Source organism: Paraburkholderia sejongensis (genome assembly GCF_020880815.1).
Taxonomy (GTDB): domain Bacteria; phylum Pseudomonadota; class Gammaproteobacteria; order Burkholderiales; family Burkholderiaceae; genus Paraburkholderia; species Paraburkholderia sejongensis.
This window is the reverse complement of the sequence record NZ_JAJITD010000001.1, coordinates 120,326-143,186: the sequence shown is the minus strand read 5'-3', so window position 1 is coordinate 143,186 and position 22,861 is coordinate 120,326. Positions and strand designations below refer to the sequence as shown.

Here is a 22,861-nt window from a genome sequence, read left to right as displayed (position 1 = left end):
CCGAATCGGCAGATGATTCGCGCATGGACGCAAGGCCCGTATCGAACCCGGTCGACGCGTCAGATCACCCGGAACCCATGCGTGCCGTCGCGTGCGAGTTGCGCGAGCAGACCCTGCTCCCACTCCAGATACGCACTGATCGCCTCGCGCGCGTTGTCGGTGCCTTCATACGGCCGCTGATAGCGGTCGATGCGCGGCGACGCGAACCGCGTGCCGCCCGCCTCGACCGGCAGCCCCGCGTCGATCCACGCGCGCGTGCCGCCGCGCAGCACCTGCACCGGCCGCCCGCTCGCCGCCGCCAGTTCCGGCGCGACGAAGCGCGCGAGGATCGCGCCGCAGCCGGTCACCACGTAGCGCTTCGCATCGGGCAGCGTGCGCAACGCGGCGTCGAGCTGACTGCGAATCACGAACCACGCGCCCGGCACATGGCGCTTCAGATAGCTCGTGCTGCTCGCGAAATCGAGCACCACGGTGCCCGGCGCCTGCAGCAGCGCGGCCAGTTCGGCCGGCTCGATCTCGTCGACTTCGGGCGGCGTCGCCGCATAACGCGGCGGCGGCGCCGCGCCCTTCTCGGCGAAATCGGCGGGCGTCAAACCGTCGACCACGAACACTTCCAGATTCATCTGCGCGAGCCACGACGCGGTCATGTTGGCGCGCACGCCGTCGTTGTCCGCGACGATCACGCGCGCGCCGCGCACCGGCACGAACACGTCGGTTTCCTGCACCAGTTGCCCGCCCGGCGCGCTGCGAAAACCAGGCACGTGGCCCGCTTCGTATTCGTCCGGCGAGCGCACGTCGAAGCGGTACACGGTACGCACCTCTTCGCCGGCCCAGCGGCGCGCTTCGTCGCGCGAGGTGCGGCCGACCCGCGCGCGATCGGCGAGCGCGCGCGCGGCTTCGGCGGCGACGAGGCGCAACGTGTCGTCGAGCGGGCCGCCGCCGCGCCGCGAACTGCCGTGCGCGAGCGGCTGTCCGGCCAGCGTCCAGCCCATCGTGCCGTTGCGCAGCGCGGCGACCGGGTTCGGCACACCCGCATTGATCAGCGACTGCGCGCCGATGATGCTGCGCGTGCGTCCCGCGCAATTGACGATGATCCGCGTGGCCGGATCCGGCGCGAGCTGGCGCGCGCGCAGCACCAGTTCCGCGCCCGGCACGCTGATGCTGCCGGGAATGTTCATCGCCTGGAATTCGTCGAAGCGGCGTGCGTCGAGCACCACTACATTGGCCTCGTGATCGAGCAGCGCCTGCACTTCCTGCGCGGACAACGACGGCGTATGCCGCACGCTCTCGACCAGTTCGCCGAACGCCTTGCTCGGCACGTTGACGCCGCTGAACAGCTCGCCGCCCGCTTCGCGCCAGCCGTGCAGGCCGCCTTCGAGCAACGCGACGTTGGTATAGCCGAGTTCGGCGAAGCGGCTGGCCGCGCGCCGCGCGAGACCTTCGCCGGCATCGAACACGACGATCGGCACGCCCAGGCGCGGCAGCCGCAGCGGCGCCTCCAGTTCGAGCCGCGACAGCGGCAGATTGGCCGCAAACAACGGATGACTGCGCGCGTGCGGCTGTTCCTCACGCACATCGACAAGCGCGATCTCGCCGCGGTCGAGCAATGCGTGGCACACGTCCTGAAATGAGCGGGTACGAAACTCTTTGCTGACATTCATGGGATCGGAGACTCCTTCACATCATGCGAGATAGCCGACGACACGCGGGATCATCACGCCGGGTCGCCGCACCGATACTTAACCGTACACTTGAATAAGGATCGGCGCACGGTCACTCACGGGATTGCTTATATGCGTGCGCCGCAAATACATGGTACGGGCGCGCGAAACACCGCGCTGACACGCTACGCGGGCGCAATTTCCGCGCCACGCAACGGGCGATGCGAAGCGGGCCCCCAGTGCGGCGCTGAGTGCACCCACGACAAACCCTTCGGCCGGCAGGGACATCGCGGCGTCGCCAGCAGAAAAATGCCGGCTTTGCCACAATGGCCCATCGCGCGAAAGCGCCGCCACTCGCAATCAATCAACCATGATCCCCTTTTCGGTTCTCGACCTTTCGCCGGTCACCGCCGGCGCCACGCCGGCCGATGCATTCAGAAACACGCTTTCGCTCGCGCAGCATGCGGAAAAACTCGGCTACAAGCGCTTCTGGCTCGCCGAGCATCACAACATGACCGGCATCGCGAGCGCGGCGACTTCGGTTGTGATCGGCTACGTGGCCGGCGGCACGAAAACGATCCGGGTCGGCTCCGGCGGCATCATGCTGCCGAACCACGCACCGCTCGTGATCGCCGAACAGTTCGGCACACTTGCGTCGCTCTATCCGGGGCGGATCGATCTTGGCCTCGGCCGCGCGCCCGGCACCGATCAGACCACCGCCCGCGCGCTGCGCCGCGACCTGCAAAACAGCGCCGAGAGCTTCCCCGACGACGTCGTCGAATTGCAGCGCTATTTTGCCGAGCCGGTCGCGGGGCAGCGCATTCGCGCGGTGCCCGGCGCCGGCCTGCAGGTGCCGCTGTGGCTGCTCGGCTCGTCGCTGTACAGCGCGCAACTGGCGGCCGCGCTCGGTCTGCCGTTCGCGTTCGCATCGCACTTCGCGCCCGATTACATGCTGACCGCGTTGCAAATGTATCGCGCGCAGTTCCGGCCGTCGGCGACGCTCGACAAGCCATACGCGATGGTCGGCGTCAATCTGTTCGCGGCCGATACCAACGACGAGGCCGCGCGGCTGTTCACGTCGTTGCAGCAGCAGTTCATCAATCTCCGGCGCGGCACGCCGGGGCAGTTGCAGCCGCCGGTCGACCGGCTCGAAGCATCGGAGATGGAATTGAACAACGTCGCGCACTCGCTCGCCTGTACGGTGCTCGGCGATCGCGACACGGTTCGCGAAGGACTGCTGTCGATCATCGAGCAGACCGGCGCGAACGAGTTGATGCTGACCGCGCAGATCTACGATCACGACGCGCGGTTGCGCTCGTTCGAGATTGGTGCGCAGATCTGGGAAGAGTTGAACGGCGGGAAGTAGCACGGCCTGCTTGCGCATCCATTGCAAAAGGGCGGCTCTTGCACAGCCGCCCTTTGCACTTCTCCTACTGTTATTGAATCGCGCCGCTTGAGCGCAGCCGATAACGCTGCACGACCATCAGCACGCAAATGCCGATCGACGCCACAACGTTGACGCCCGGATAAAACGCGACCGCGAGACTCCAGTGCCGCAAGGCCAGCAACGCAAGCGCGTATTTGACGACACACAGCACGAAATACGCGAGGCTTTCGCCCCACGGATCGGAGAAGGTCTTGCGGATCGTCGGAGCGAGACCCGCGAGTTCGATCAGCGTGACGAGGTAGATCGACAGAGCCGGGTCGTCGGTCGCCAGCCATAGCGGGATCGCCGACAGCGCCGCGCCGAGAAAGAACCAGTCGGATCGCGTGCGGCTTCGCTCGCCTCGATGGATGCTGGCAATGAAAATCAGAATGCACGTGAGCGCGATCGCCGCGGTACACCACGCGGAAGGACCGGCGCCCGCAACGAACTGACCGGCCGCTGCGATCGTCGTGACCAACGCCCAGATCAGCCAGGTGAACAGATGCGGACGGACAGTACGCCTGACGATCGCGAGGCCATAAGGAATGGCCGCCAGAAGCGATACGGCCGAGCCGATCGCTCCGAATGTCGCGGCGAGGTCGTCAGTGATGGTGAGCATGCGGTGGGGCGGGTTAATGGAAACCTGCGGGAGACCTGCGGGAGACCTGCGGGAAACCTGCGGGCCAGCGCATACGGCCATGTATTACTCGCAGCATCGCGCGGATGATCTCCGCTCCACGGCGTAGCCACGTGCGTGGATCATACAGTGCCGTTGAAGGCCCGGTTTCGTGAACCGAGTTTCAGCGCCGCCGCCAACCTTCCAGTAGCGCCCGATGAAACACGCCCGAATCGTGTACCCGTGGCGCAATTCTCGATGGGTTTCCTTCTGCGCGCTCAGCAACAGCATCGACAGTTGCCCAAGCTCGCATAACACTGGCTGCTTGCAACACCCCAACACTGTAAAACCCTTCATGGATGCTCCCAAACTCTTCCCATAGAGGCCTCTGAGTGAAATAAAAATGGCAGGAGGCAAAAATAATCTCTTCGCGGATTTCCCAAGGAAGACGCTCTTACTGACTTTAGACTTTCCAACGTCAGTACCCCCTAGCTTTGGGGCGCTCTTATTGCCGGCTGCGGTCAAGAATCCAGCTGGTCCGATAAATGTCTGACCAGCTGGACGGCAACAATAGCAAACTCGAAGCCCGTCGACTTAAGCGCGTCCAAGCACTTGTTTTGCCCACTCTTTCAGCCGGCTATCGATCGAGTACCTCGCGTGTGCAATCCCATTAGCGAGTGAGGTCTCCAAATTTTTCACCAATCCGCGTGGCAATCTCACTTCGGCATCTTTCAATTCGTCGTGGGCTCTCGGGAAAACTTCTGATGCTATCAAGGTTTCCACCAACAATGCTTTGGCAAGTACCAGCATCTGACGGCCACCAGTTCTGTTGTTCTTTACAAATTTCTCCAGCGCACCATGCGTCTCAAGCGCCTTACTATAGTGCTTCTGCACCAAGTTTAGCTGCATCGTAAGCATCATTCGCTCTGTTTGCGTTATGGCGCGGTCAGCAGAGTATTGCAATAAAAGCTTCTCCGCTTGCGAGTAGTTACGCTTTGCTATCTCCAACCTAATCTCGTTTAACTCATAAAATCTGTCCGCATTCGCCTTATATTTTTTTAATGCAAGCATCAGATCTTCTATCTCCAACACAATTGCACCAGAAGTTCTATTTAATTCAAATCGCCTTATCAAAACCCGAAGAAGAATATCTATCGCATGCGGATTGGTAGGGGCAACTCGCAAAGCTGCCCTCGCGAATCGCTCAGCCGAATCCAAATCCTCCTCAAAAAGAGAAATAAACGCTCTTTCACGCAGAACATGATAATCGCCATCCCCATCTAATGCATAAGCTTCGGCGAAACGCGAAGCCGCAATATCAAAACTTCCACCTAACCTACTCGCAAGCCCATCCATAAATTTGGAAATTCTTCGAGCTTTTACCGTGCCAACATTGAGCAACTCTTCCTTCGCATCCTCTAATATCTCCGTTTTTTCAAGCCGAGCGGCGCAGAGCCCTCGCAAACGAAGTGCCTCGATTTGAGCCTCATCGCTGAGTGCGATTCGAAGTTCATAGGCCTTATTGGCTATGGCAAGTGAATTTTTGTAATCTGAATTATCATATAATCTGCGCGCGACCTGTAAGAAACGACTAGCGACGAGCGGTCTCGGCGCGAGAACACTATTAAAATCCCCAGTTTCCCTGATGGACGCGACAATCGCAGCGGACAATAGATTAATACCATCCCCCTCGGTCGGTCCAAGTTTGTTAACAAAATCAATGAGTTTCTTTCTCGCGCGCGAGAGGAATTGTTCGATCTCGGGAAGATTTCGAGAATGAATAAGTGCCCTACGCAAAAAGGGGGCGATGCGCACCGTACCCGCCCAACTTTCAAGTACTCCATAGCCCTCTAGCTTAGTTACGAGAGGCAAATAATCCAACTTGTCACCATTCTCGAACACGATTTCCAGATCCGAAATGGTTAGGGCACCCAGTTCGTCCACCAGCGAAATAATTCTGATTTCTTCTGGAGAAAAAGCAAATCGTTCAACAAGCAATGCCGCTCGCTCGCCGACGGTCACGAGAATTCTTTTTTGGACATCAATGGCACCCAACTGCTTACGCCGGATCGCACTCGCGGCCATATGAATAAGTCCTGGATGCCCCTCAACAAAGTCCATCATGCTATTAAGGTTGATATTCGGATCTGGTCTTTCATCAGGAAACGCAGCGAATTGCAAGAGGGACTTACTTGCCTCAGTGCTCAAACTTGAAAGATGTGAGAACGCAATACGCGAACTATCGGTCGACGCACTTAATCTCGGCTTACGGCTCGAAACAACCGCTAATACGGGATAAGCCGTGTCGAGGCGCAAAAGGAGCGTTTCTAACCAATCGGTAATATGGCCCCGTTCGTCGTATAGCTCCTCTCCACCCTTTAAAACTATCGTTTGGCGACAGTTGCTTACAATATTTAATAATCTGACCAACTGATCGGTTTTATCGTCTGCCTCAAGCAGCAAAAATTCCTCTGCACGCGGGAAACCATTTCCTGCGTCTCGAAGAGGGCTCGATACCGTTAAGAGCTTGTCGTAGAACTCTACCTCACCCTCGAAACGATGCAGTTCAATCTCAATGTGAACACGAGGCAAAAACGAAAACACGTCAGCATAGGCGCGTTGGAGCAGTTTTCGCCGGCCGATTCCATCGATCCCGGAGATAAAAAGTGATGTAACTCTTGGCTGATCACTACGCGTGAGGTCGGATTTAAGATTTGCAAGTTCCGCATCTCGCCCCAAAAACAATTCCGCTGCGGACTGTGAGCTCACGTCGAGCTCCTGCAAAGCGCTGCGGATTCGGGCAGCAATAAACTTCGGATTTAATAATTGCTGAACAACAAAAGGGCTCATCCACACAGGAAGCTTCTGCCGTGATATTTCGGACAAAGGGATGACCATCACCCTTTTTATTGTTCCGTTGAAAAATAAGTGCTGAGCATACGTCAACTCTCGCGACACCCAGTTCGAATCGATGGCATGCTCGCTGAAAAAGTAGACGAAGACCTGACTGTTCATTAAGCTTTCGAGAATGACGTCTGCGCTTGTGCTATCCGGCTCAAAGGTCCGTTCATCGTAATGTGCAAGGCCCGCTCCTAGCATTTCAAAAGTCGGACGTACAATATCTTTATCTGCACTGGAGTGAGAAAAAAAGGCTTTAGATGACATCGGGGTCTCAGCTATACGTTATTAGTTGCAGGGTATTTTTGCGTACTGCTTTCGGCAAGGTTGCCTCACGTACTAACGGCAAAATCTCGCCCCCCTGAAGACCCGATGAGTAAAAAAACTTAGTTGGAAACACCTGCTTTTCGGCACAAAGACATGCAACCATACGGCTCTCGTCTTCCGCTTATTCCACATTTACTTGCAAATAGCATAAGATAAGTACGATCGGCCGAGCAACCGACCGGTTCGCAATGCGTTGCCAATTACCCCAGTCGTTCAGCAAGAGTTTTCACGCAAATCCTGAATTAGCCATTAGGCAGTTTCGACAAAAACGGTAGTCGAAGGAGTTTCAAGTCGGACAGCGCACCATTCCCCTCACCGATTCGCCGGCACCGCCGCCAACCCCTCCAGCAGCGCCTTATGAAACGCATCCGGATCCTGCATCTGCGGCGCGTGCCCGAGCCCCGCGAACTCGACCAGCGTCGCATGCGCAATCGCCTGCGCGGCCGCGCGACCCAGTTCCGGGTAACGCCCAAGCTTCGCCCGCACCGCCGGCGGCGCGGCATCCTTGCCGATCGCGGTGGTGTCCTTCTGCCCGATCAGCAATAGCGTCGGCATCTGCAACTGGCCGAACTCATAAACCACAGGCTGCGTATAAATCATGTCGTAAAGCAGCGCCGAATTCCACGCGACGATCTGCTTGCCCGGCCCGCGATACATTCCCGCGAGCATCTGCACCCACGGCTCGTAATCGGCACGCCACTGCCCCGCGTAATAGGTGTTCTGCTCATAGCGGCGAATCCCGTCCGCGCTGGTCTTCAGTTCGCGCTGATACCACTCGTCGACCGCTAGCGACGGCACGCCCTTCGCCTTCCAGTCTTCGAGACCGATCGGATTGACCAGCACAAGTTGCTGCGTCGCTTGCGGATACATCAGCGCATAGCGGACCGCCAGCATCCCGCCCGTCGAGTGGCCGACCACGGTCGCGTGATGCACGCCGAGCGATTCGAGCAGCGCATTCGTATTACGCGCGAGTTGCTGGAAGCTGTACTGGTAATGCTCGGGTTTACTGGATTTGCAGAAGCCGATCTGATCCGGCGCAATCACTCGGTAGCCGGCATCGCTGAGCCGGTGAATCGTCGCGTCCCAAGTCGCCGCGCAGAAATTCTTGCCGTGCAGCAACACGACCGTGCGGCCGTTCGCGTGCGCGGGCTTCACGTCCATGTAGGCCATCTGCAGCGGCACGCCCTGCGAGGTGAACGTAAAACGCTCGACCGGCGCCGGATAGTTGAAGCCCTGCAGTTCGGGGCCGTAGGCCGGACCGGAATCGTCGGCGGCGGTGGTGGCGCTCGCGGCAGCCGGACTCGCTCCGTCCACAGCGCTAACCACGCTGGCCGGCGTGGCAGCAAGCGCCGCCGACATCGCGGTCAGCGCGGCAACAGTGCAAACAGTCGACAGGGCAAGCGGAAACGGGCGACGAAAACTCATCGAAATAGTCCGGGAAAAGCGCAACAGTGGAACGTGCGAGGCTCGGGCCGCATGACTGCCGGCGCCCGCGCCTCCTGCCAGCAGCGCACGATTCTACGACGCTGCGCGCGGGCGCGGCGTCGAAGCCGCTCATGGGTGCGCTTGGCCCGCGCATCGACCGCGCGCTCCCGTTGCTGGCATGCATGTTGCGTCGATGCGCATTAGCGCGCGCGCCGTCGCGACCTCGTGCCCTATGTGCTGCGCCGCACGGATGCGCGCGCGGCAACAGCCGATCGTGCAAGGAGGGCCGCATACGCGGCCTGCGCAAGAAAATTATTTGCTTGCAGCCAATCGGTGCTAGAACTACGTGACGAACCCACGACCGGGCAGCGCCAGGCCGGCCGTGAAAAAACGGCAACGCGGCGGCAAATTTTTGCCGCGAGGTCGCGCGCGAATCGGGCCGCGAATCGGGCCGCGAATCGGGCCGCGAATCGGGCCGCGAAGCAGGCCGCGAATCAGGCAAACGCGCGGCAGCCACGCAAAACGCGATGCACGCCGACGCGGCCTGCAGGTACAAGGATTCCGGCACGAAGAACCATCGCCGAACAGGCGAGCAAGCGAGCAGATCACCCGGGGCGAAACAGAAACAGACCACCAGAACCAGACAACCCTCTGGCGCGAGACCGGAGCCCAGGCTCCCATCGATCGCGCAAACGCATGGGATGGAGACGAACATGAACACTCCGGCACGGCTGAACGACTTGCAGCGCACCACCCTCGCGATCGTGCTCGCCGGCGGACGCGGCACCCGGCTCGGACCGCTGACCAACAAGCGCGTCAAACCGGCGGTGCACTTCGGCGGCAAATACCGGATCATCGATTTCGCGCTGTCCAACTGCCTGAATTCAGGCATCCGCCGCATCGCGGTCGTCACCCAGTACAAGGCTCATTCGCTGCTGCGCCATCTGCAGCGTGGCTGGAGTTTTCTGCGCGGCGAGATGGGCGAGTTCATCGATCTGTGGCCCGCGCAGCAGCGCGTCGAAGGCGCGCACTGGTATCGCGGCACGGCCGACGCGGTGTTCCAGAACCTCGACATCATCCGCTCGATCCGCCCGAAGTACGTGGTCGTGCTGGCCGGCGACCATATCTACAAGATGGACTACACGCGGATGATCGCCGATCACGCGGAGAGCGGCGCCGACTGCACGGTCGGCTGCATCGAGGTGCCGCGCATGGAGGCGGTCGCGTTCGGCGTGATGGCGGTCGACGAAAACCGTCGCGTGACCGGCTTCGTCGAAAAACCGGCCGACCCGCCCGCGATGCCCGGCCGCCCCGACATCGCGCTCGCGAGCATGGGCATTTACGTGTTCAACGCCGACTACCTGTACTCGCTGCTCGAAGAAAACATCGCGATGATCGACACCGATCACGACTTCGGCAAGGACATCCTGCCGCGCGTCGTGACCCAGGGCGTCGCGATCGCGCATCCGTTCAGCATGTCGTGCGTGTCGTCCGATCCGAGCGTCGAGCCGTACTGGCGCGACGTCGGCACGATCGACGCGTACTGGGCAGCAAATCTGGACCTCGCATCGACGATCCCGACGCTCGACCTGTACGACCGCAGCTGGCCGATCTGGACGTATCAGGAACAGCTGCCGCCCGCGAAGTTCGTGCGCGACCTGAAGGGCTTGCAGGGCTCGGGCAACAACCTGATCGTATGCGGCGGCTGCGTGATTTCGGGCTCGCAGATTTCGCGCTCGGTGCTGTCGTCGAACGTGAAGGTCAGCTCGTTCTGTCACATCAGTGAGGCAGTCTTGTTGCCGCAGGTGACGGTCGGCGCGAGCTGCCGCCTGCAGAAGGTGGTGATCGACCGCGGCTGCACGCTTCCGGAAGGCACGGTGATCGGCGAAGACCCGGCGCGCGACGCCGAGCGCTTCTACCGCACCGACGACGGCGTCGTGCTGGTCACCCAGGAAGCGTTGGCCAAGCCCTAGCAACGCACCGAATTTCGTAACCCGACCGGGACCCCGCCTATGACGATTCGCGCGCTGCACGTCGCCAGCGAGCTGTATCCCCTCCTCAAGACGGGCGGCCTCGCCGACGTCGCCGGCGCGTTGCCGTCCGCGCTGATCGAGCGCGGCGCCGACGTGCGCGTGCTGCTGCCGGGCTTTCCGGCGGTGCTCGCCGGGCTGCGCGATCTGCAACCGGTCGCGCGGCTGGGGCGCCGCTTCGACACGCCCGACGTGACGCTCGAGCGCGGCACGCTGCCGGGCAACGGCCTGAACGTCTACGTGATCCGCGCGGCGTCGCTGTACGACCGGCCCGGCAACCCGTATCTGGACGACGCGCACGTGCCGTACGGCGACAACGCGCAACGTTTCGCGCTGCTCGGCTGGGTCGCCGCGCAACTCGCGCAGCAGCTGGACCCGGCGTGGTCCGCGCAGATCGTGCACGCGCACGACTGGCACGCGGGCCTCGCGCCCGCGTATCTGAAAGCCGCCGAACGCGAGCACGGCCGCGCGCCGGCGCGCAGCGTCTTCACGATCCACAACCTCGCCTACCAGGGCGTTTTCCCCGCGCATCAGTTCGGCCTGCTCGGTCTGCCGGCCGATTTCTTCGACATGCACGGCGTCGAATTCTACGGACAGCTATCGTTTCTGAAAGCCGGGCTCTACTACAGCGATCGCATCACGACGGTCAGCCCGACCTACGCGCGCGAGATTCAGACGATCGCGCACGGCGGCGGCCTCGACGCGTTGCTGCGGCATCGCGCGCACGATCTGAGCGGGATTCTGAACGGCGTCGATTACACGGTGTGGAACCCGGCCAGCGACGCACTGCTTGCGACGCATTACAGCGCGTCGCGTCTGGCCGGCAAGCTCGCGTGCAAGGAGGCGCTGCAAAAGCGCTTCGGCCTCGCGCAGAAAAGCGACGCGCTGCTGTTCGGCGTGGTCAGTCGCCTGACCGAGCAGAAAGGCCTCGACCTGCTGCTCGGCGCGGTGCCCGAGATCGTCAAGCGCGGCGGCCAGCTGGTCGTGTTCGGCACCGGCGACCCGGTGCTCGAAGGCGGTCTGAAGATGGTCGCGCACGCGCATCCGGAGGCGGTCGCGGTCGAACTCGGCTTTGACGAGGCGCTCGCCCATACGATCATCGCCGGCAGCGACGTGGTCGCGGTGCCGTCGCGTTTCGAGCCGTGCGGGCTGACCCAGCTCTATGCGCTCGCGTACGGGTCGCTGCCGCTCGTGCATTGCGTCGGCGGTCTGGCCGACACGGTGACCGACGCATCGCTGGAAAATCTCGCCGACGATCGCGCGACCGGCTTCGTGTTCGAGCGCTTCGAGCCGCATGGCCTCGCCGCCGCGATCCGCCGCGCGTTCGCGCTGTACGGACGGCGCACCGAATGGAAGGCCACGCAGCGGCGCGCGATGCGCCAGGACTTCGGTTGGGGCGCGTCGGCCGAACGCTATCTCGCGCTGTACCGCGAACTGGTGTGAAGCACGGGTTGAAAGCATAAGCTGAAAAGCGCCGGCCGCCAGCTACGATCCAACGCATCGGCGGCGCTGGCCTTTGTGAGTTTTGGTCAAACTTCGCACGCGCTTTGATGGTTAGACGCAACAACAGGGGGACGGATCAACTCGCATCCGCCAAACTCCTGTATCGTTTGCTCAACTGCCTGCGCCGCGGCGCAGGCATTTTTCCTGCGCGTCACCTGGAATACGCATGTCTGGCGCGAGCCCGAGCGGCCCGCCCAACCAGCCCTCTTCCCGCTTTACTGATCGCGCGCGAGACCCTGCGCGAGCCCTACCATGACGAAAAACGTTCTGAGTATCCAGTCCCATGTCGTATTCGGCCACGCCGGCAACAGCGCGGCCACCTTCCCGATGGCCCGGCTCGGCGTCAACGTGTGGCCGCTCAACACCGTGCAGTTTTCGAATCACACCCAGTACGGCCACTGGAGCGGCAGCGCGATCGACGCGTCGCAAATGGAGGAACTGGTCGAGGGCATCGGCGCGATCGGCATGCTGCCGCGCTGCGACGCGGTACTGTCCGGCTATCTCGGCACGCCGGAGCAGGCCCGCGCGGTGATCGAAATCGTCAAGGCGGTGAAGGCGGTCAATCCGCGCGCCTGGTATTTCTGCGATCCGGTGATGGGCGCCGCCGGCGGCTGCTCGGTCGAGCCGGGCATCCAGGAGTTTCTGGTGCGCGAGATGCCGGCCGTCGCCGATGCGATCGCGCCGAACCACACCGAATTGCAGCGCCTCGTCGGCCGCGAGATCGAGACCTTCGAAGAAGCGGTGACGGCCTGCCGCGAAGTGCTCGCGCGCGGACCGAAACTGGTGCTGGTCAAGCATCTGCTCGATCGCAACAGCCCCGCCGACCGCTTCAACATGCTGGTGGTCACCGAGCGCGAAGCGTGGATGGGCCAGCGCCCGCTCTATCCGTTCGCGCGCCAGCCGGTCGGCGTCGGCGATCTGACCAGCGCGGTGTTCGTCGCGCGCACGCTGCTCGGCGACTCGGTCCGCGCGGCGTTCGAGCACACGCTCGCGGCGGTCAACGCGGTCGTCAGGACCACCTGGAAAGCCGGGCGCTACGAGCTGGAACTGGTCGCGTCGCAAAGCGAAATCGCGCAGCCGCGCGAGTGGTTCGATGCGTGGGTCGCCGAGACCGTCTGACCGGCGTTGCGCGCCCCGCTCGCGCACTCGTCCTATAATGCGAGCCGCGTGGACCCGGGCATTTGCGGCGTCCACGGCATTTTTCAGGTATCCGGCATTTAGCAGACGAGGCATCGATGGACGGTCATATCCGCAGCGAGCGGGAAGAATTTTTTGAGCAGTTGTGCATCAGCGTCGACGCGGACGAAGCGCACGAACAGGAAGCGATCGAGTTCTTCGAGAACCAGTTCGACCAGCCCGACTTCGATCCCGCGCAGTGGCTCGACATCGCGCTCTACTACTCGCCGGCCGTCGCGCGCGGCATCGTCGATATGGTCACCGCCGACGACAAGGCGCGCAGCAACATCGCCGAAGTGATCGCCGACAACCTCGACATCTCGTACGGCGAGGACGAGTGCCAGCAGTTCGCCGAGACCATCGAGTTCGCGCTGAACAACGGCGTGCCGGTCGATCTCGACCTCGTGCTCGACGGCTGCCAGCGCGCGATCGACGATCTCGACACGTGGGCCGACGACGACACCAAGGCGCCGTTGCTGCGTCTGCGCGAAGAGCTGCTGCGCCTGCAGGGCGAGCGCTAAAAAACCTCGGGCGACACTCGCCCCACCCCGCCGGCGCGCCACTCTTCTCGCGCCGGCTTCTCGAGCACATGCACTAATTCGCAGCCCTCTTCGAGACTCGCACCGCACGCGAGCTTCTCGCCCCATCACGCGCCCGCGTTTGCACCTGATACGCACGCTTGCTGCGCAGCCTGCGCACGCGAGCCGCCCTGTGCCGAAATGCGCATTGAACACGCCACGTTCAGCCAAGACGGCCGCAAATTGGCTTCCTATATTCGCGTCAGATCGAGCGCCGACGGCCGCTTCGTACCCCGAAGCGACTGCCGCTGAGCAGTCCGGCATCGCGATGCGGCGCCCGATCCGTCGTAGCCAGCCGTGCGATTCGCGCGGCCGCCTTCGTGGCCGCCCGTGTCGTAGCAGCCTTGTTGTCCTGCGTTTCATAACAACCGTCGATGCAAGGAGAGACCATGAGTCTTCGCAACACGCTGAAACCCCTCGCGATGCTCGCAGGCGCGCTGTTCGCCGTCGCGCCTCTCGCCAGTTTCGCCGACGACCTGGTGGTCAAGATCGGGTTCGCCGCACCGCTGACCGGCGCCAACGCCGGCTACGGCAAGGACCTGGAAAACGGCGTGAGGCTCGCGATCACCGAAGCCAACGCGCAGAAGATCAAAATCGGCGACAAGCTCGCGCGCTTCGAGATCGTCTCGCAGGACGATCAGGCCGATCCGCGCGTCGGCGTGCAGGCCGCGCAGAAGCTGGTCGACTCGGGCGTCGCGGTGGTGGTCGGCCACTTCAACTCGGGCACCACGATTCCGGCCTCGCAGGTCTACGAGCAGGCCGGCATTCCGGTGCTCGACCCGGCCGCGACCAATCCGATCATCACCGGCCGCGGCTTCGCGAACGCGTTCATGGTGATCTCGACCGACGCGCAGAACGCCGGCAATGCCGGCGCCTACGCGGTCGACGTGACCAAGGCCAAACGCATCGCGATCATCGACGACCGCACCGCGTTCGGCCAGGGCGAGGCCGACGAGTTCGAGAAAGCGGTGAAGGCGCATGGCGGCGCGATCGTCGCGCGCGAGTACACCGACAACCACGCGGTCGATTTCTCCACGCAGATCACCAAGTTCAAAGGCGCGAATGCGGACCTGGTGTTCTTCGGCGGGCTCGACAGCCAGGCAGCCGGCTTCGCGCGCCGGATGAAGCAGCTCGGTCTGAACGCGCAACTAGTCGGCGGCGGCGGCGTGATGGACGACGATTTCATCAAGCTCGCGGGCGACTCTGCCGACGGCGTGATGGCGTGGGAATACGGCCGCCCGCTGTCGCAATTGCCGGGCGGCAAGGACTTCTCCGCGAAGTTCAAGAAGCAGTTCGGCGCCGATATCCTGTCGTACGCGCCGTTCGGCTATGACGGCGCGTGGGTCGCGATCAAGGCGATGCAGCAGGCGAAGTCCGACTCGCCGAACGTGTACCGTCCGGTGCTGAAGGCGATCGACTACGACGGCGTGACCGGCAAGATCTCGTTCGACAACACCGGCGCGTTGAAGAGCGGCGCGTCGACGCTGTATCAGGTGAAGAACGGCAAGTGGGTGCCGATCGTCACGAAGAGCGGCGTGTAACGCGGCACGGCGGTGCGCTCACTGTGCACGACCCGTGCGCTCGCTGCGGGCTCACTGCGGGCTCACTACGGGATCACTGCGTGCGCACCGCCTTCACGATCAGTTGGGCAGCGAGGTCGCGTTCGATCCGCACGAGGTCGTCGCGCAGCGCCGCGAATTCGTTCGCGCTGCACATCTGATGGCCGAACGCGGCGCGCAGGTGGCGCGTGACCTGCAAGGTCCGCGTCGCCGGATCGAACACGTAGCGCGAGCTGTACGCGAGCCGCGGGTTCTCGACCGTGCTGTCGGCGGGCAGATCGGTCACCCGCGCGAAGCGCGGCAGGCTCAGTTCCAGCGTTTCGTCGAACTCTCCGCCGATGCATGCCCACGGCTGCGTTCGCACCGGTTCCGCGAGCCACGCCTGAACCTGCGACGCGATCCCGCCGGCCAAACTCGTCAGCACCGGCAGCGCGGTCGTGCCGTCCTTCCAGATCAGATGCGCGACGCTGCCCTGCATCGACGTCGCGAACGGCCCGTGCGTGGCGGCGACGTCATCGCTCTGCAATTGAGCGCTGCCGTGCAGGCCCGTTTGCAGCAGCCGGTTCGCGGCGATCTGCTGCGCGCGCTGGCCGCTCGCGCGGCGCAACGTGTTGCGCTCCAGCTCGGCGGTAAAGCCAGCCTCCTCGACCCGGTACGCGTAGTTCGCCGCGCCGGTGTCGTCGATGTCGAGCTGCACGCGCGCGCGCCGTTCGCGCCGCTGCGTGGCCGGCGTACGCGCGAGCACGCCGCTATCGACCAGCAGCACCGGCCGGTCCATCACCGCGCTCGGCAGATAGCCGAATTCGGTGCCGCCCGCGGTCGTATCGGCGAACTGCGCAAGCTCAGGAATCCAGATGATCGCGTGATTGATCGCGCTCGCGCCGTAACCGGGCACCGCCGGCAGGCTGTAGTACGGACCGAGGTTGAGCAGCACCGGCTCGCTGCGAATGCCGAGCGCGGCGAGCAGCGCGCCGTACAGCGCGACCTGATCCTTGCAGTCGCCGTAGCGGTTGCGCAGGATATCGGCCGCGCGGTGCGGAATCGCCGCGGTCTCGCCGACAAACAGCGCGACGTAGCGGATATTCAGACGCACCCAGTCGTATAGCGCGCGAGCCTCGTCGCGCGGCTCGGTCAGGCCCGCTGTCAACGCGTGCGCAAGCTGCACGATCGATGGATCGGCGCGGCTCGGGTCGGCACTGGCCGGTCCCCGGTAGCGCCCGGCGAATGCCGCGAAGTCCGGCACCGTCGACACCATCAGACGGTCGCCCCAGTTTGCGTAGCCGACCGCGCCCGCCTCCTGCCGCGCATACGGGCCGTGCCGGTACTCGAACTCGTAGCGGGTGCGGCCGTTCGCGCTGAGCGGCGGCAGCGCGACATAGCCGCGCGCGTCCGCATAGAGCGGCACGTCGGCCGGCAAATCGAAGATCAGCCTTTGCAACTGAACCGGCTCGCGGGTCGGCTCGACCAGATAACCGAAAGTGCCCGTCTGCAACGGCCGCGTGCGGGTCTTGCGAAACGCCAGATGCACGCGCGAGCCGGTCTGCACGCCGGGAAAGATCACCGTGCGCAACACGCCGTCCTCGAAACTCGGCGCGCCGGCCGAGCGCGGCTCCTGCACGTCGCGGATCGCATCAAGGCCGACCGGATGCGCGCCGCCGTCGGGATCGAGCGTTTCGGCGGCCAAGAGTTGCACCTGCTCGATGTCCTTGTTGAACCACACGTAGCGTTGCGCGATCTCGTCGACGCCGCTCGCGGTGTCGGCGCGCAGCACCGTGTCGTCGTGCTCCTCGACCGAGCCGTCTTTCTGGATCACGAACAGATGCACATCGCGCTCGATCGTCGACGGCGCGCGCTCGTCGGAGGCGGTGCTGATTTCGGCTGCGCTCGCCGACGGCAGGATCAGGACCGCATGGAACAACGCAAGCGCCGCGGCGAACGGCACCGCGCGGGGCGATCGCAACCTGCCGACAAGTTTGCCCAAGATGCACCCCGGCCCGCGCCTTATCGCGCTGCTAGCCAATCGCCGCCGCGCGCTCACTCCCCTTCGCCAAGCTGGCTCAGCAACGCCTGCAGTTTCTCGACGTGCCTGAGCAGCAAATGCCGATGCTTGTCGATCTGTTCGAGGCGGCCCGCGAGATCGGCCTGCACGTGGTCGTCGAGTTCGGCCGCGGCGATCACCTCCTCGACCTTCGCGCGCATCGACGCGAGTTCGACCGGCGCATGCACGAGGTGCCGCTCGAAGCGCCGCACCTCCTGGGTCGCGACCTCGCGCACCTTGCGAAAATGCGCTTGCCGCCGATGCGCTTCGACATCGAGCGTTTCTTCCTCGATGCGCCGCGCCGGCCCCGGTTGCCCGAAGATCGGCTCGGGCGGCCGCAGCACGGTTTTCTTGCGCACCGGATGCGCGGTGCCGCGAAAACGCGCGAGCGGCTGTTCGTTGTCAATCGCGTTGCGCGCGTTCGGCGGAATCTCGTCCGCGCTGTGCGGCACGTTCATCCAGCCGGCCGGCAAACCGGTGACCGCCTCGACCCCGCGCACGAATTCCTCGCTGAATTCGCGCTGCCCCGCCAGCATCAGCTTCAGATAACTCGCGGAGAACGTCATCATCCGCGCGAGGCGGCTCGCGGCACCGACTTCGCTGGTCAGCAGCACCAGGTTCGCGCGCCAGACCGGCAGCTGCAATTGGTCGGAATCTTCCATCGCTCGGTCGTCCATCTGATTGCCCGATGAAAAATGGATACGCGCACCGTGCGCGTCATCGTTTTGAAAGGGTAGCCGCATTGCAGCGCAACGCGCAACGCCGGCTCGCTGGCTCAATCATAGGTGTCGCTTTCATGCCGAAGTTACGCGGGTTGCGAACTTGACTGGGCCGAATCGGCGCAACGCAGCTTGAAACAGGGCCCAGCGCGCATCATCCGTTGTTTCGAGAGCTGGATTCGCAGCTTGTTCCTACGCTTTGGCCGCGCGCTGTGGCATGCTTACGCGCCGATGCGGCACGCACCGTGCTTCATCGTTTGCTCCACAACATCGACTTAAGGGTTTTGTAATGAAGAAGATCGTTCTCGCCATCGCCGCAACCGTCGCCGCTCTCGGTGCAATCGCTCCTGCTCAGGCCTATCAGCATCATCACGAGTGCCACAAGGTGCACATTCATCATCACTGGGAAAAGCGCTGCCACTAATGGCGGTGATGCCATGTCCGCAGACATGGCGCACATCGAAAAGCCCCGCTTTTGCGGGGCTTTTTTTACGCGCAGCGCGCCGCCGATCGAACCTGCACGCGCGGCCGCGCGCGTGCGACGTTCAAACCATTCCACAGGAACGCGGGCGCGCGCAATCGCGGACACATGCTGTTACACGTTCGCGTTGCGGCGGCGAAAAAAAAGCAGCGCGATTCATTTCGCGCTGCTTTCATCATTGTTCGCCGAGACTGCAATCAGGCTGCTTGTACGCGCTCCAGCGCCGTGCTCACCAGCGCTTCGAGCAAGGGCCCGACCTGCGCGGCCAGAGTCTCGTCGTACGCATACGGCATCTGCTCTTGCATGTAGGTGATCTGCGACAGTTCGAGTTGCACCGCATGCACGCCCTGCGCCGGCTGCCCGTATTGACGCGTGATGTAGCCGCCCTTGAAGCGGCCGTTGGCGACCGCCGTATAGCCGCCGTGACGCTCGACCAGCGCGGCCAGTTCCTCGCCGAGACCCGGCACCGCGCTCGCGCCGTTGGACGTACCGAAGTTGAAATCGGGCAAACGGCCTTCGAAAAAGCGCGGCACGCGCGAGCGGATCGAATGGGCTTCCCACAACAGCACCTTGCCGTGGCGCGCTTGGAGTGCCGCGAGTTCGCCGGCCAGCGCGTCGTGATACGGCTTCCAATACGCGTCGCGACGCCGCGCGATTTCGGCGTCGTCGGGCAGGTGGCCGTCGCGATAGAGCGGCTCCTTGTCGAACGTATCGACCGGCAGCAGCCCGGTGGTGTCCTGGCCCGGATACAGATTCGCGCCGTCGGGCGGACGGTTCAGATCGATCACGTAGCGCGCGTAGCGCGGCGTCAGGATCGATGCGCCGAGCCGCTGCGCGAAACCATACAGGCGATCGAGATGCCAGTCGCAATCGTCGGTGCGTTGCGCGGCCGGCGTCATCGTCGCGGCGATGTCGGCCGGAATCTGGGTGCCCAGATGCGGGATCGAGATCAGCAGCGGCAGGCTGCCTTGCTGTAGCGAGAAAACCGCTGGGGGGTTGGAAGCAGTCATGTCGGTCCGGAGTCGGTTGGAGCGGAAAGAGAGCCGCGCGCGGCCGTCGCGCACCGGGCTCATTCGAGCGTGGTCCAGTCTATTTCAGCAGTTCGGCGAGCGCCGCGCGATAGTGCGCATAAGCGCCCTCTTCGTCGCGATGCCGGCGCTGGTCGACGACCTTCACGCCGCCGGCATAGACATCGCGGATCGGCGTGTCGCCGTGCTCGCAGAATACGACGCCGGACAGCCACGCGTGCGGCGCATGCCCGGCGATGTTCGGATGCGCGCTATCGAGCACCAGCCAGTCCGCGCGCCGGCCGGCCTGCAACGCGCCGACCGCGCGGCCGGTCGCGCGCGCGCCGCCGTCGAGCGCGGCGTCGTACAGACGGTCGGCCACATAGGTCGCGTCCGCCGAAGCGAGCACGTTGCGCTGCCGGCGCGTCAAACGCTGGCCGTATTCGAGCAGCCGCAATTCCGAGCGCCAGTCCACCCCGATATGACTGTCGGAACCGACACCGATGCGTCCGCCCGCCTCCAGATATTGCGGCGCCGGGAAAATGCCGTCGCCGAGATTCGCTTCGGTGGTCAGACACAAACCGGCGATCGCGCCGCTCTTCGCGAGCGCGGCCGTTTCGCTCGCATCGACGTGAGTCGCATGCACGAGGCACCAGCGGCCATCGACATCGAAGCGATCGAGCAGCCATTGCACCGGCCGCGCGCCGACGGTCGCGACACACGCGTCGACTTCGGCGGTCTGTTCGGCGATATGGATATGCACCGGCGCATCCGCACCGAGGCCGCCGAGCAGCGCGCGCAGCGACGCTTCCGACACCGCGCGCAGCGAATGCGGCGCAACGCCGTAGCGCAGCGCCGCGTGTTCGGGCCGCGCGGCGCGCAGCGTGCCGAGCAGTCCGAGCAGGCTTTCCGGCGTATTGATGAAGCGGCGCTGATCGTCGCGCGGCGCCTGCGCGCCGAAGCCGCTGTACTGATACAGCACCGGCAGCATCGTGATGCCCATGCCGCTCGCCGCTGCCGCATCGACCACGCGCTGCGCGAGCTCGGCCGGGTTCGCATAGCGTTGGCCGTCCTGCGCGTGATGCACGTAGTGGAACTCGCACACCGACGTATAACCGGCCTTGAGCATTTCGATGTACAGCCAGCGCGCGATGCTCGCGAGGCCTTCCGGCGTGACGCGCGCGGCAAAGCGGTACATCAGCTCGCGCCACGACCAGAAGTTATCGGTTGCGCCTGTGCCAGATGCGGCGCGATATTCGGTGAGCCCCGCCATCGCGCGCTGGAACGCGTGCGAATGAAGGTTAGGCATACCTGGCATCAGCGGCCCCGCGGCCTGCGCTACACCCGCGGGCTGGCCGGCCTGATCCGGTTTCACCGAGGTCAGCGTGCCGGCCGCGTCCCATTCGAGCAGCACGTTGCGGCGCCAGCCATCGGGCAGATACGCGTGGGCGGCGAACAGCGATTGATTGGCTTGGGTCATCTCTCAGGTTCTAGTTCGAAGCACGCGTTTCGCGCCGCGTATAAACGGTCTGACCGCCGCGCACCACACGCGCGCACAACGGCCGGCCGATCCAGTAAGTGAGCTCGGCCAGCGAATCGACCGACCACACCGCGAAGTCGGCCGCACGCCCGACCTGCAACGCGCCGTGCACGTCGCTCTTGCCGAGCGCGCGCGCCGCATGCGCGGTCACCCCTTGCAGCACTTCGGGCACGGTCATGCGGAAAAGCGTGCAGCCCATGTTCATCATCAACAGCAGCGAGGTCGCGGGCGAGGTGCCCGGATTGCTGTCGGTGGAGATCGCGATCGGCACCTCGTAACGGCGCAGCAAATCGAGCGGCGGCAACTGCGTTTCGCGGATGAAGTAATACGCGCCCGGCAGCAGCACCGCGACGGTGCCCGCCTCCTTCATCGCGGCGACGCCCGCTTCGTCGAGAAATTCGAGGTGATCCGCGGACAGCGCGCGATGGCGCGCGGCCAGCGCGGCGCCGCCGCCATTCGACAGCTGCTCCGCGTGCATCTTGACCGGCAGCCCGAAGCGCGCGGCCGCGTTGAACACGCGCTCGCTCTGCTCCAGCGAAAAACCGATCCGCTCGCAAAACACGTCGACCGCATCGACGAGGCCCTCGCCCGCGAGCGCGGGCAGCATCGTGTTGCAGACGTCGTCGATATACGCATCGGCGCGGCCCGCGAATTCGGGCGGCAGCGCATGCGCGCCGAGGAACGTGGTGTACACGCTGACCGGATAGCGCTCGCCCAGTTGCCGCGCGACGCGCAGCATCTTGCGCTCGCTCGCGAGGCCGAGGCCGTAGCCGGATTTGATTTCGATCGCGCTCACGCCTTCGGCGAGCAGCGCTTCGAGCCGCGCGGCCGCCTGCGCGAACAGCGTCGCTTCGTCGGCGGCGCGGGTCGCGCGCACCGTCGAGATGATGCCGCCGCCCTGCCGCGCGATCTCTTCATAGCTGACGCCGGCCAGGCGCTGCGCGAATTCGTCCGCGCGCTGGCCGCCGTACACGAGGTGCGTATGGCAGTCGATCAGCCCGGGCGTGACCCACGCGCCGTGCAGATCTTCGCGCGGCCACGCCGCATATTGCGCGGGGAGTTCGCCCGCTGCGCCGAGCCACGCGATGCGGCCGTCCTCGACCGCCAGCGCCGCGTCGGCGAGCGTGTGGCGAGGGTCGCCCTGCGGGCACAAGTTCAGGTGATGCCAGACGGTTTGCTTCATCGCTTTGCTCGTTGCAGCGGGTTGCGTGTCTGTGGGTGTTGCCGTTTGAGTGACGCGTCAGCGCGTATAGCGGATGTTGATCGCGAGCACCGCGCCGTCTCCCGCGAGCGCGCAGTGCAACGCCTCCGGCGCGTCGATGCGCAGCGTGTCGCCGCAATCGAGCCGCGACGTTTGCGCTTCTTCGCCCGCGGTCAACGTCACGCTCACCGCGCCGCTCGCGCAAAACAGCAGCACCACGTCGGCGTCCAGCACGCGCAGCGCATTCGCCTGCTCCTCGGCTTGCCACACATCCAGTTCGCCCTGCGCCACGTCGCGCCGCACCATCAGGTTGAAGTCGCGCGTCGCACCGTCGACGAGCCGCGCATCGATGCGCGTCTCGCCCGCGAAACGCGCGATATCGAGCGGCTGGCGCAACGCATGCGTGTGAACCACGCTCGCGCCGTCGAGTTCGTCGAGCAGCATGCCCGCGCCGGCGAGCAGCACGAGGGTCCGTTCGACGCCGTCGAAGCGCGAAAACGGCCCGGCCTGCGCGATCTCGGCGACGCTCACGCGCCACATGAAATCGCCGGCCGCCGCGCCGCCCGCCTGGGCGGGAAACGCGGCCACTTCGCGCGTGACGCCGCCGCCGTTCTTCCACGGCGCCGCCACCAGTTCGGCGCCGCGAATCAGCGTGACGCTTGCCATGCTGCCCGAT

The 22,861-nt window shown here is 64.1% G+C and carries 17 protein-coding genes; 6 read left to right on the top strand and 11 right to left on the bottom strand.

The window, feature by feature from the left end; translation table 11 throughout:
• Positions 1–59: 59 nt before the first annotated feature.
• On the bottom strand, positions 60–1,661 hold the full coding sequence (locus tag LJ656_RS00555) for a rhodanese homology domain-containing protein (RefSeq protein ID WP_230507291.1): 1,602 nt from the start codon (positions 1,659–1,661) through the stop codon (positions 60–62).
• A 370-nt stretch (positions 1,662–2,031) separates the two neighbouring features.
• Between LJ656_RS00555 and LJ656_RS00550 the strand changes: the two genes are divergently transcribed.
• On the top strand, positions 2,032–3,027 hold the full coding sequence (locus LJ656_RS00550) for an LLM class flavin-dependent oxidoreductase (protein WP_230507290.1): 996 nt from the start codon (positions 2,032–2,034) through the stop codon (positions 3,025–3,027).
• 70 nt (positions 3,028–3,097) lie between these two features.
• Here the strand turns inward: LJ656_RS00550 and LJ656_RS00545 are convergent, their stop codons facing one another.
• From LJ656_RS00545 to LJ656_RS00535, 3 genes are all read right to left on the bottom strand, one after another.
• Positions 3,098–3,706: a hypothetical protein gene (locus tag LJ656_RS00545; RefSeq protein WP_230507288.1), complete on the bottom strand. Its 609-nt coding sequence runs from the start codon at positions 3,704–3,706 to the stop codon at positions 3,098–3,100.
• Between the two features lie 591 nt (positions 3,707–4,297).
• A complete protein-coding gene (locus LJ656_RS00540) occupies positions 4,298–6,868 on the bottom strand; it encodes a toll/interleukin-1 receptor domain-containing protein (RefSeq protein WP_230507287.1) in 2,571 nt (856 codons plus the stop codon).
• A 372-nt stretch (positions 6,869–7,240) separates the two neighbouring features.
• Entirely contained in the window at positions 7,241–8,353 is a 1,113-nt protein-coding gene (locus LJ656_RS00535; protein WP_230507285.1) for an alpha/beta fold hydrolase, read from the bottom strand.
• Between the two features lie 713 nt (positions 8,354–9,066).
• On the opposite strand from LJ656_RS00535, the gene glgC reads away from it, so the two are divergent.
• The 5 genes from glgC (at position 9,067) to LJ656_RS00510 (ending at position 15,181) form a co-directional block, all read left to right on the top strand.
• Positions 9,067–10,326: a glucose-1-phosphate adenylyltransferase gene (gene glgC / locus LJ656_RS00530; RefSeq protein WP_230507283.1), complete on the top strand. Its 1,260-nt coding sequence runs from the start codon at positions 9,067–9,069 to the stop codon at positions 10,324–10,326.
• Positions 10,327–10,365: 39 nt separating this feature from the next.
• Positions 10,366–11,826 carry a glycogen synthase GlgA gene (gene glgA, locus LJ656_RS00525; protein WP_230507282.1) on the top strand — a complete coding sequence of 487 codons (1,461 nt, stop codon included), beginning with the start codon at positions 10,366–10,368 and terminating at the stop codon, positions 11,824–11,826.
• Between the two features lie 312 nt (positions 11,827–12,138).
• On the top strand, positions 12,139–13,005 hold the full coding sequence (pdxY, locus tag LJ656_RS00520) for a pyridoxal kinase PdxY (protein ID WP_230507281.1): 867 nt from the start codon (positions 12,139–12,141) through the stop codon (positions 13,003–13,005).
• Between the two features lie 116 nt (positions 13,006–13,121).
• A complete protein-coding gene (locus tag LJ656_RS00515) occupies positions 13,122–13,583 on the top strand; it encodes a hypothetical protein (protein WP_230507280.1) in 462 nt (153 codons plus the stop codon).
• A gap of 446 nt (positions 13,584–14,029) precedes the next feature.
• On the top strand, positions 14,030–15,181 hold the full coding sequence (locus tag LJ656_RS00510; RefSeq protein WP_230507279.1) for a branched-chain amino acid ABC transporter substrate-binding protein: 1,152 nt from the start codon (positions 14,030–14,032) through the stop codon (positions 15,179–15,181).
• A gap of 73 nt (positions 15,182–15,254) precedes the next feature.
• Here LJ656_RS00510 and LJ656_RS00505 read toward each other — a convergent pair whose 3' ends face one another.
• From LJ656_RS00505 to LJ656_RS00475, 7 genes are all read right to left on the bottom strand, one after another.
• On the bottom strand, positions 15,255–17,180 hold the full coding sequence (locus LJ656_RS00505) for a DUF3857 domain-containing transglutaminase family protein (protein WP_425605887.1): 1,926 nt from the start codon (positions 17,178–17,180) through the stop codon (positions 15,255–15,257).
• A 53-nt stretch (positions 17,181–17,233) separates the two neighbouring features.
• Positions 17,234–17,899 (bottom strand): hypothetical protein, encoded by a 666-nt coding sequence (locus LJ656_RS00500; RefSeq protein ID WP_230507277.1) that lies wholly within the window; start codon positions 17,897–17,899, stop codon positions 17,234–17,236.
• A 307-nt stretch (positions 17,900–18,206) separates the two neighbouring features.
• Positions 18,207–18,545, bottom strand: a complete 339-nt coding sequence (locus LJ656_RS00495; RefSeq protein ID WP_230507276.1) for a hypothetical protein — start codon at positions 18,543–18,545, stop codon at positions 18,207–18,209.
• 89 nt (positions 18,546–18,634) lie between these two features.
• Complete coding sequence (gene hutG, locus LJ656_RS00490; RefSeq protein ID WP_230507274.1) at positions 18,635–19,447, bottom strand: N-formylglutamate deformylase; 813 nt, start codon at positions 19,445–19,447, stop codon at positions 18,635–18,637.
• A 79-nt stretch (positions 19,448–19,526) separates the two neighbouring features.
• Positions 19,527–20,924, bottom strand: a complete 1,398-nt coding sequence (locus LJ656_RS00485) for a formimidoylglutamate deiminase (RefSeq protein WP_230507273.1) — start codon at positions 20,922–20,924, stop codon at positions 19,527–19,529.
• A 10-nt stretch (positions 20,925–20,934) separates the two neighbouring features.
• Complete coding sequence (hutI, locus tag LJ656_RS00480) at positions 20,935–22,167, bottom strand: imidazolonepropionase (RefSeq protein WP_230507272.1); 1,233 nt, start codon at positions 22,165–22,167, stop codon at positions 20,935–20,937.
• Positions 22,168–22,224: 57 nt separating this feature from the next.
• Positions 22,225–22,851, bottom strand: a complete 627-nt coding sequence (locus LJ656_RS00475) for a HutD/Ves family protein (protein ID WP_230507271.1) — start codon at positions 22,849–22,851, stop codon at positions 22,225–22,227.
• Positions 22,852–22,861: the final 10 nt, after the last annotated feature.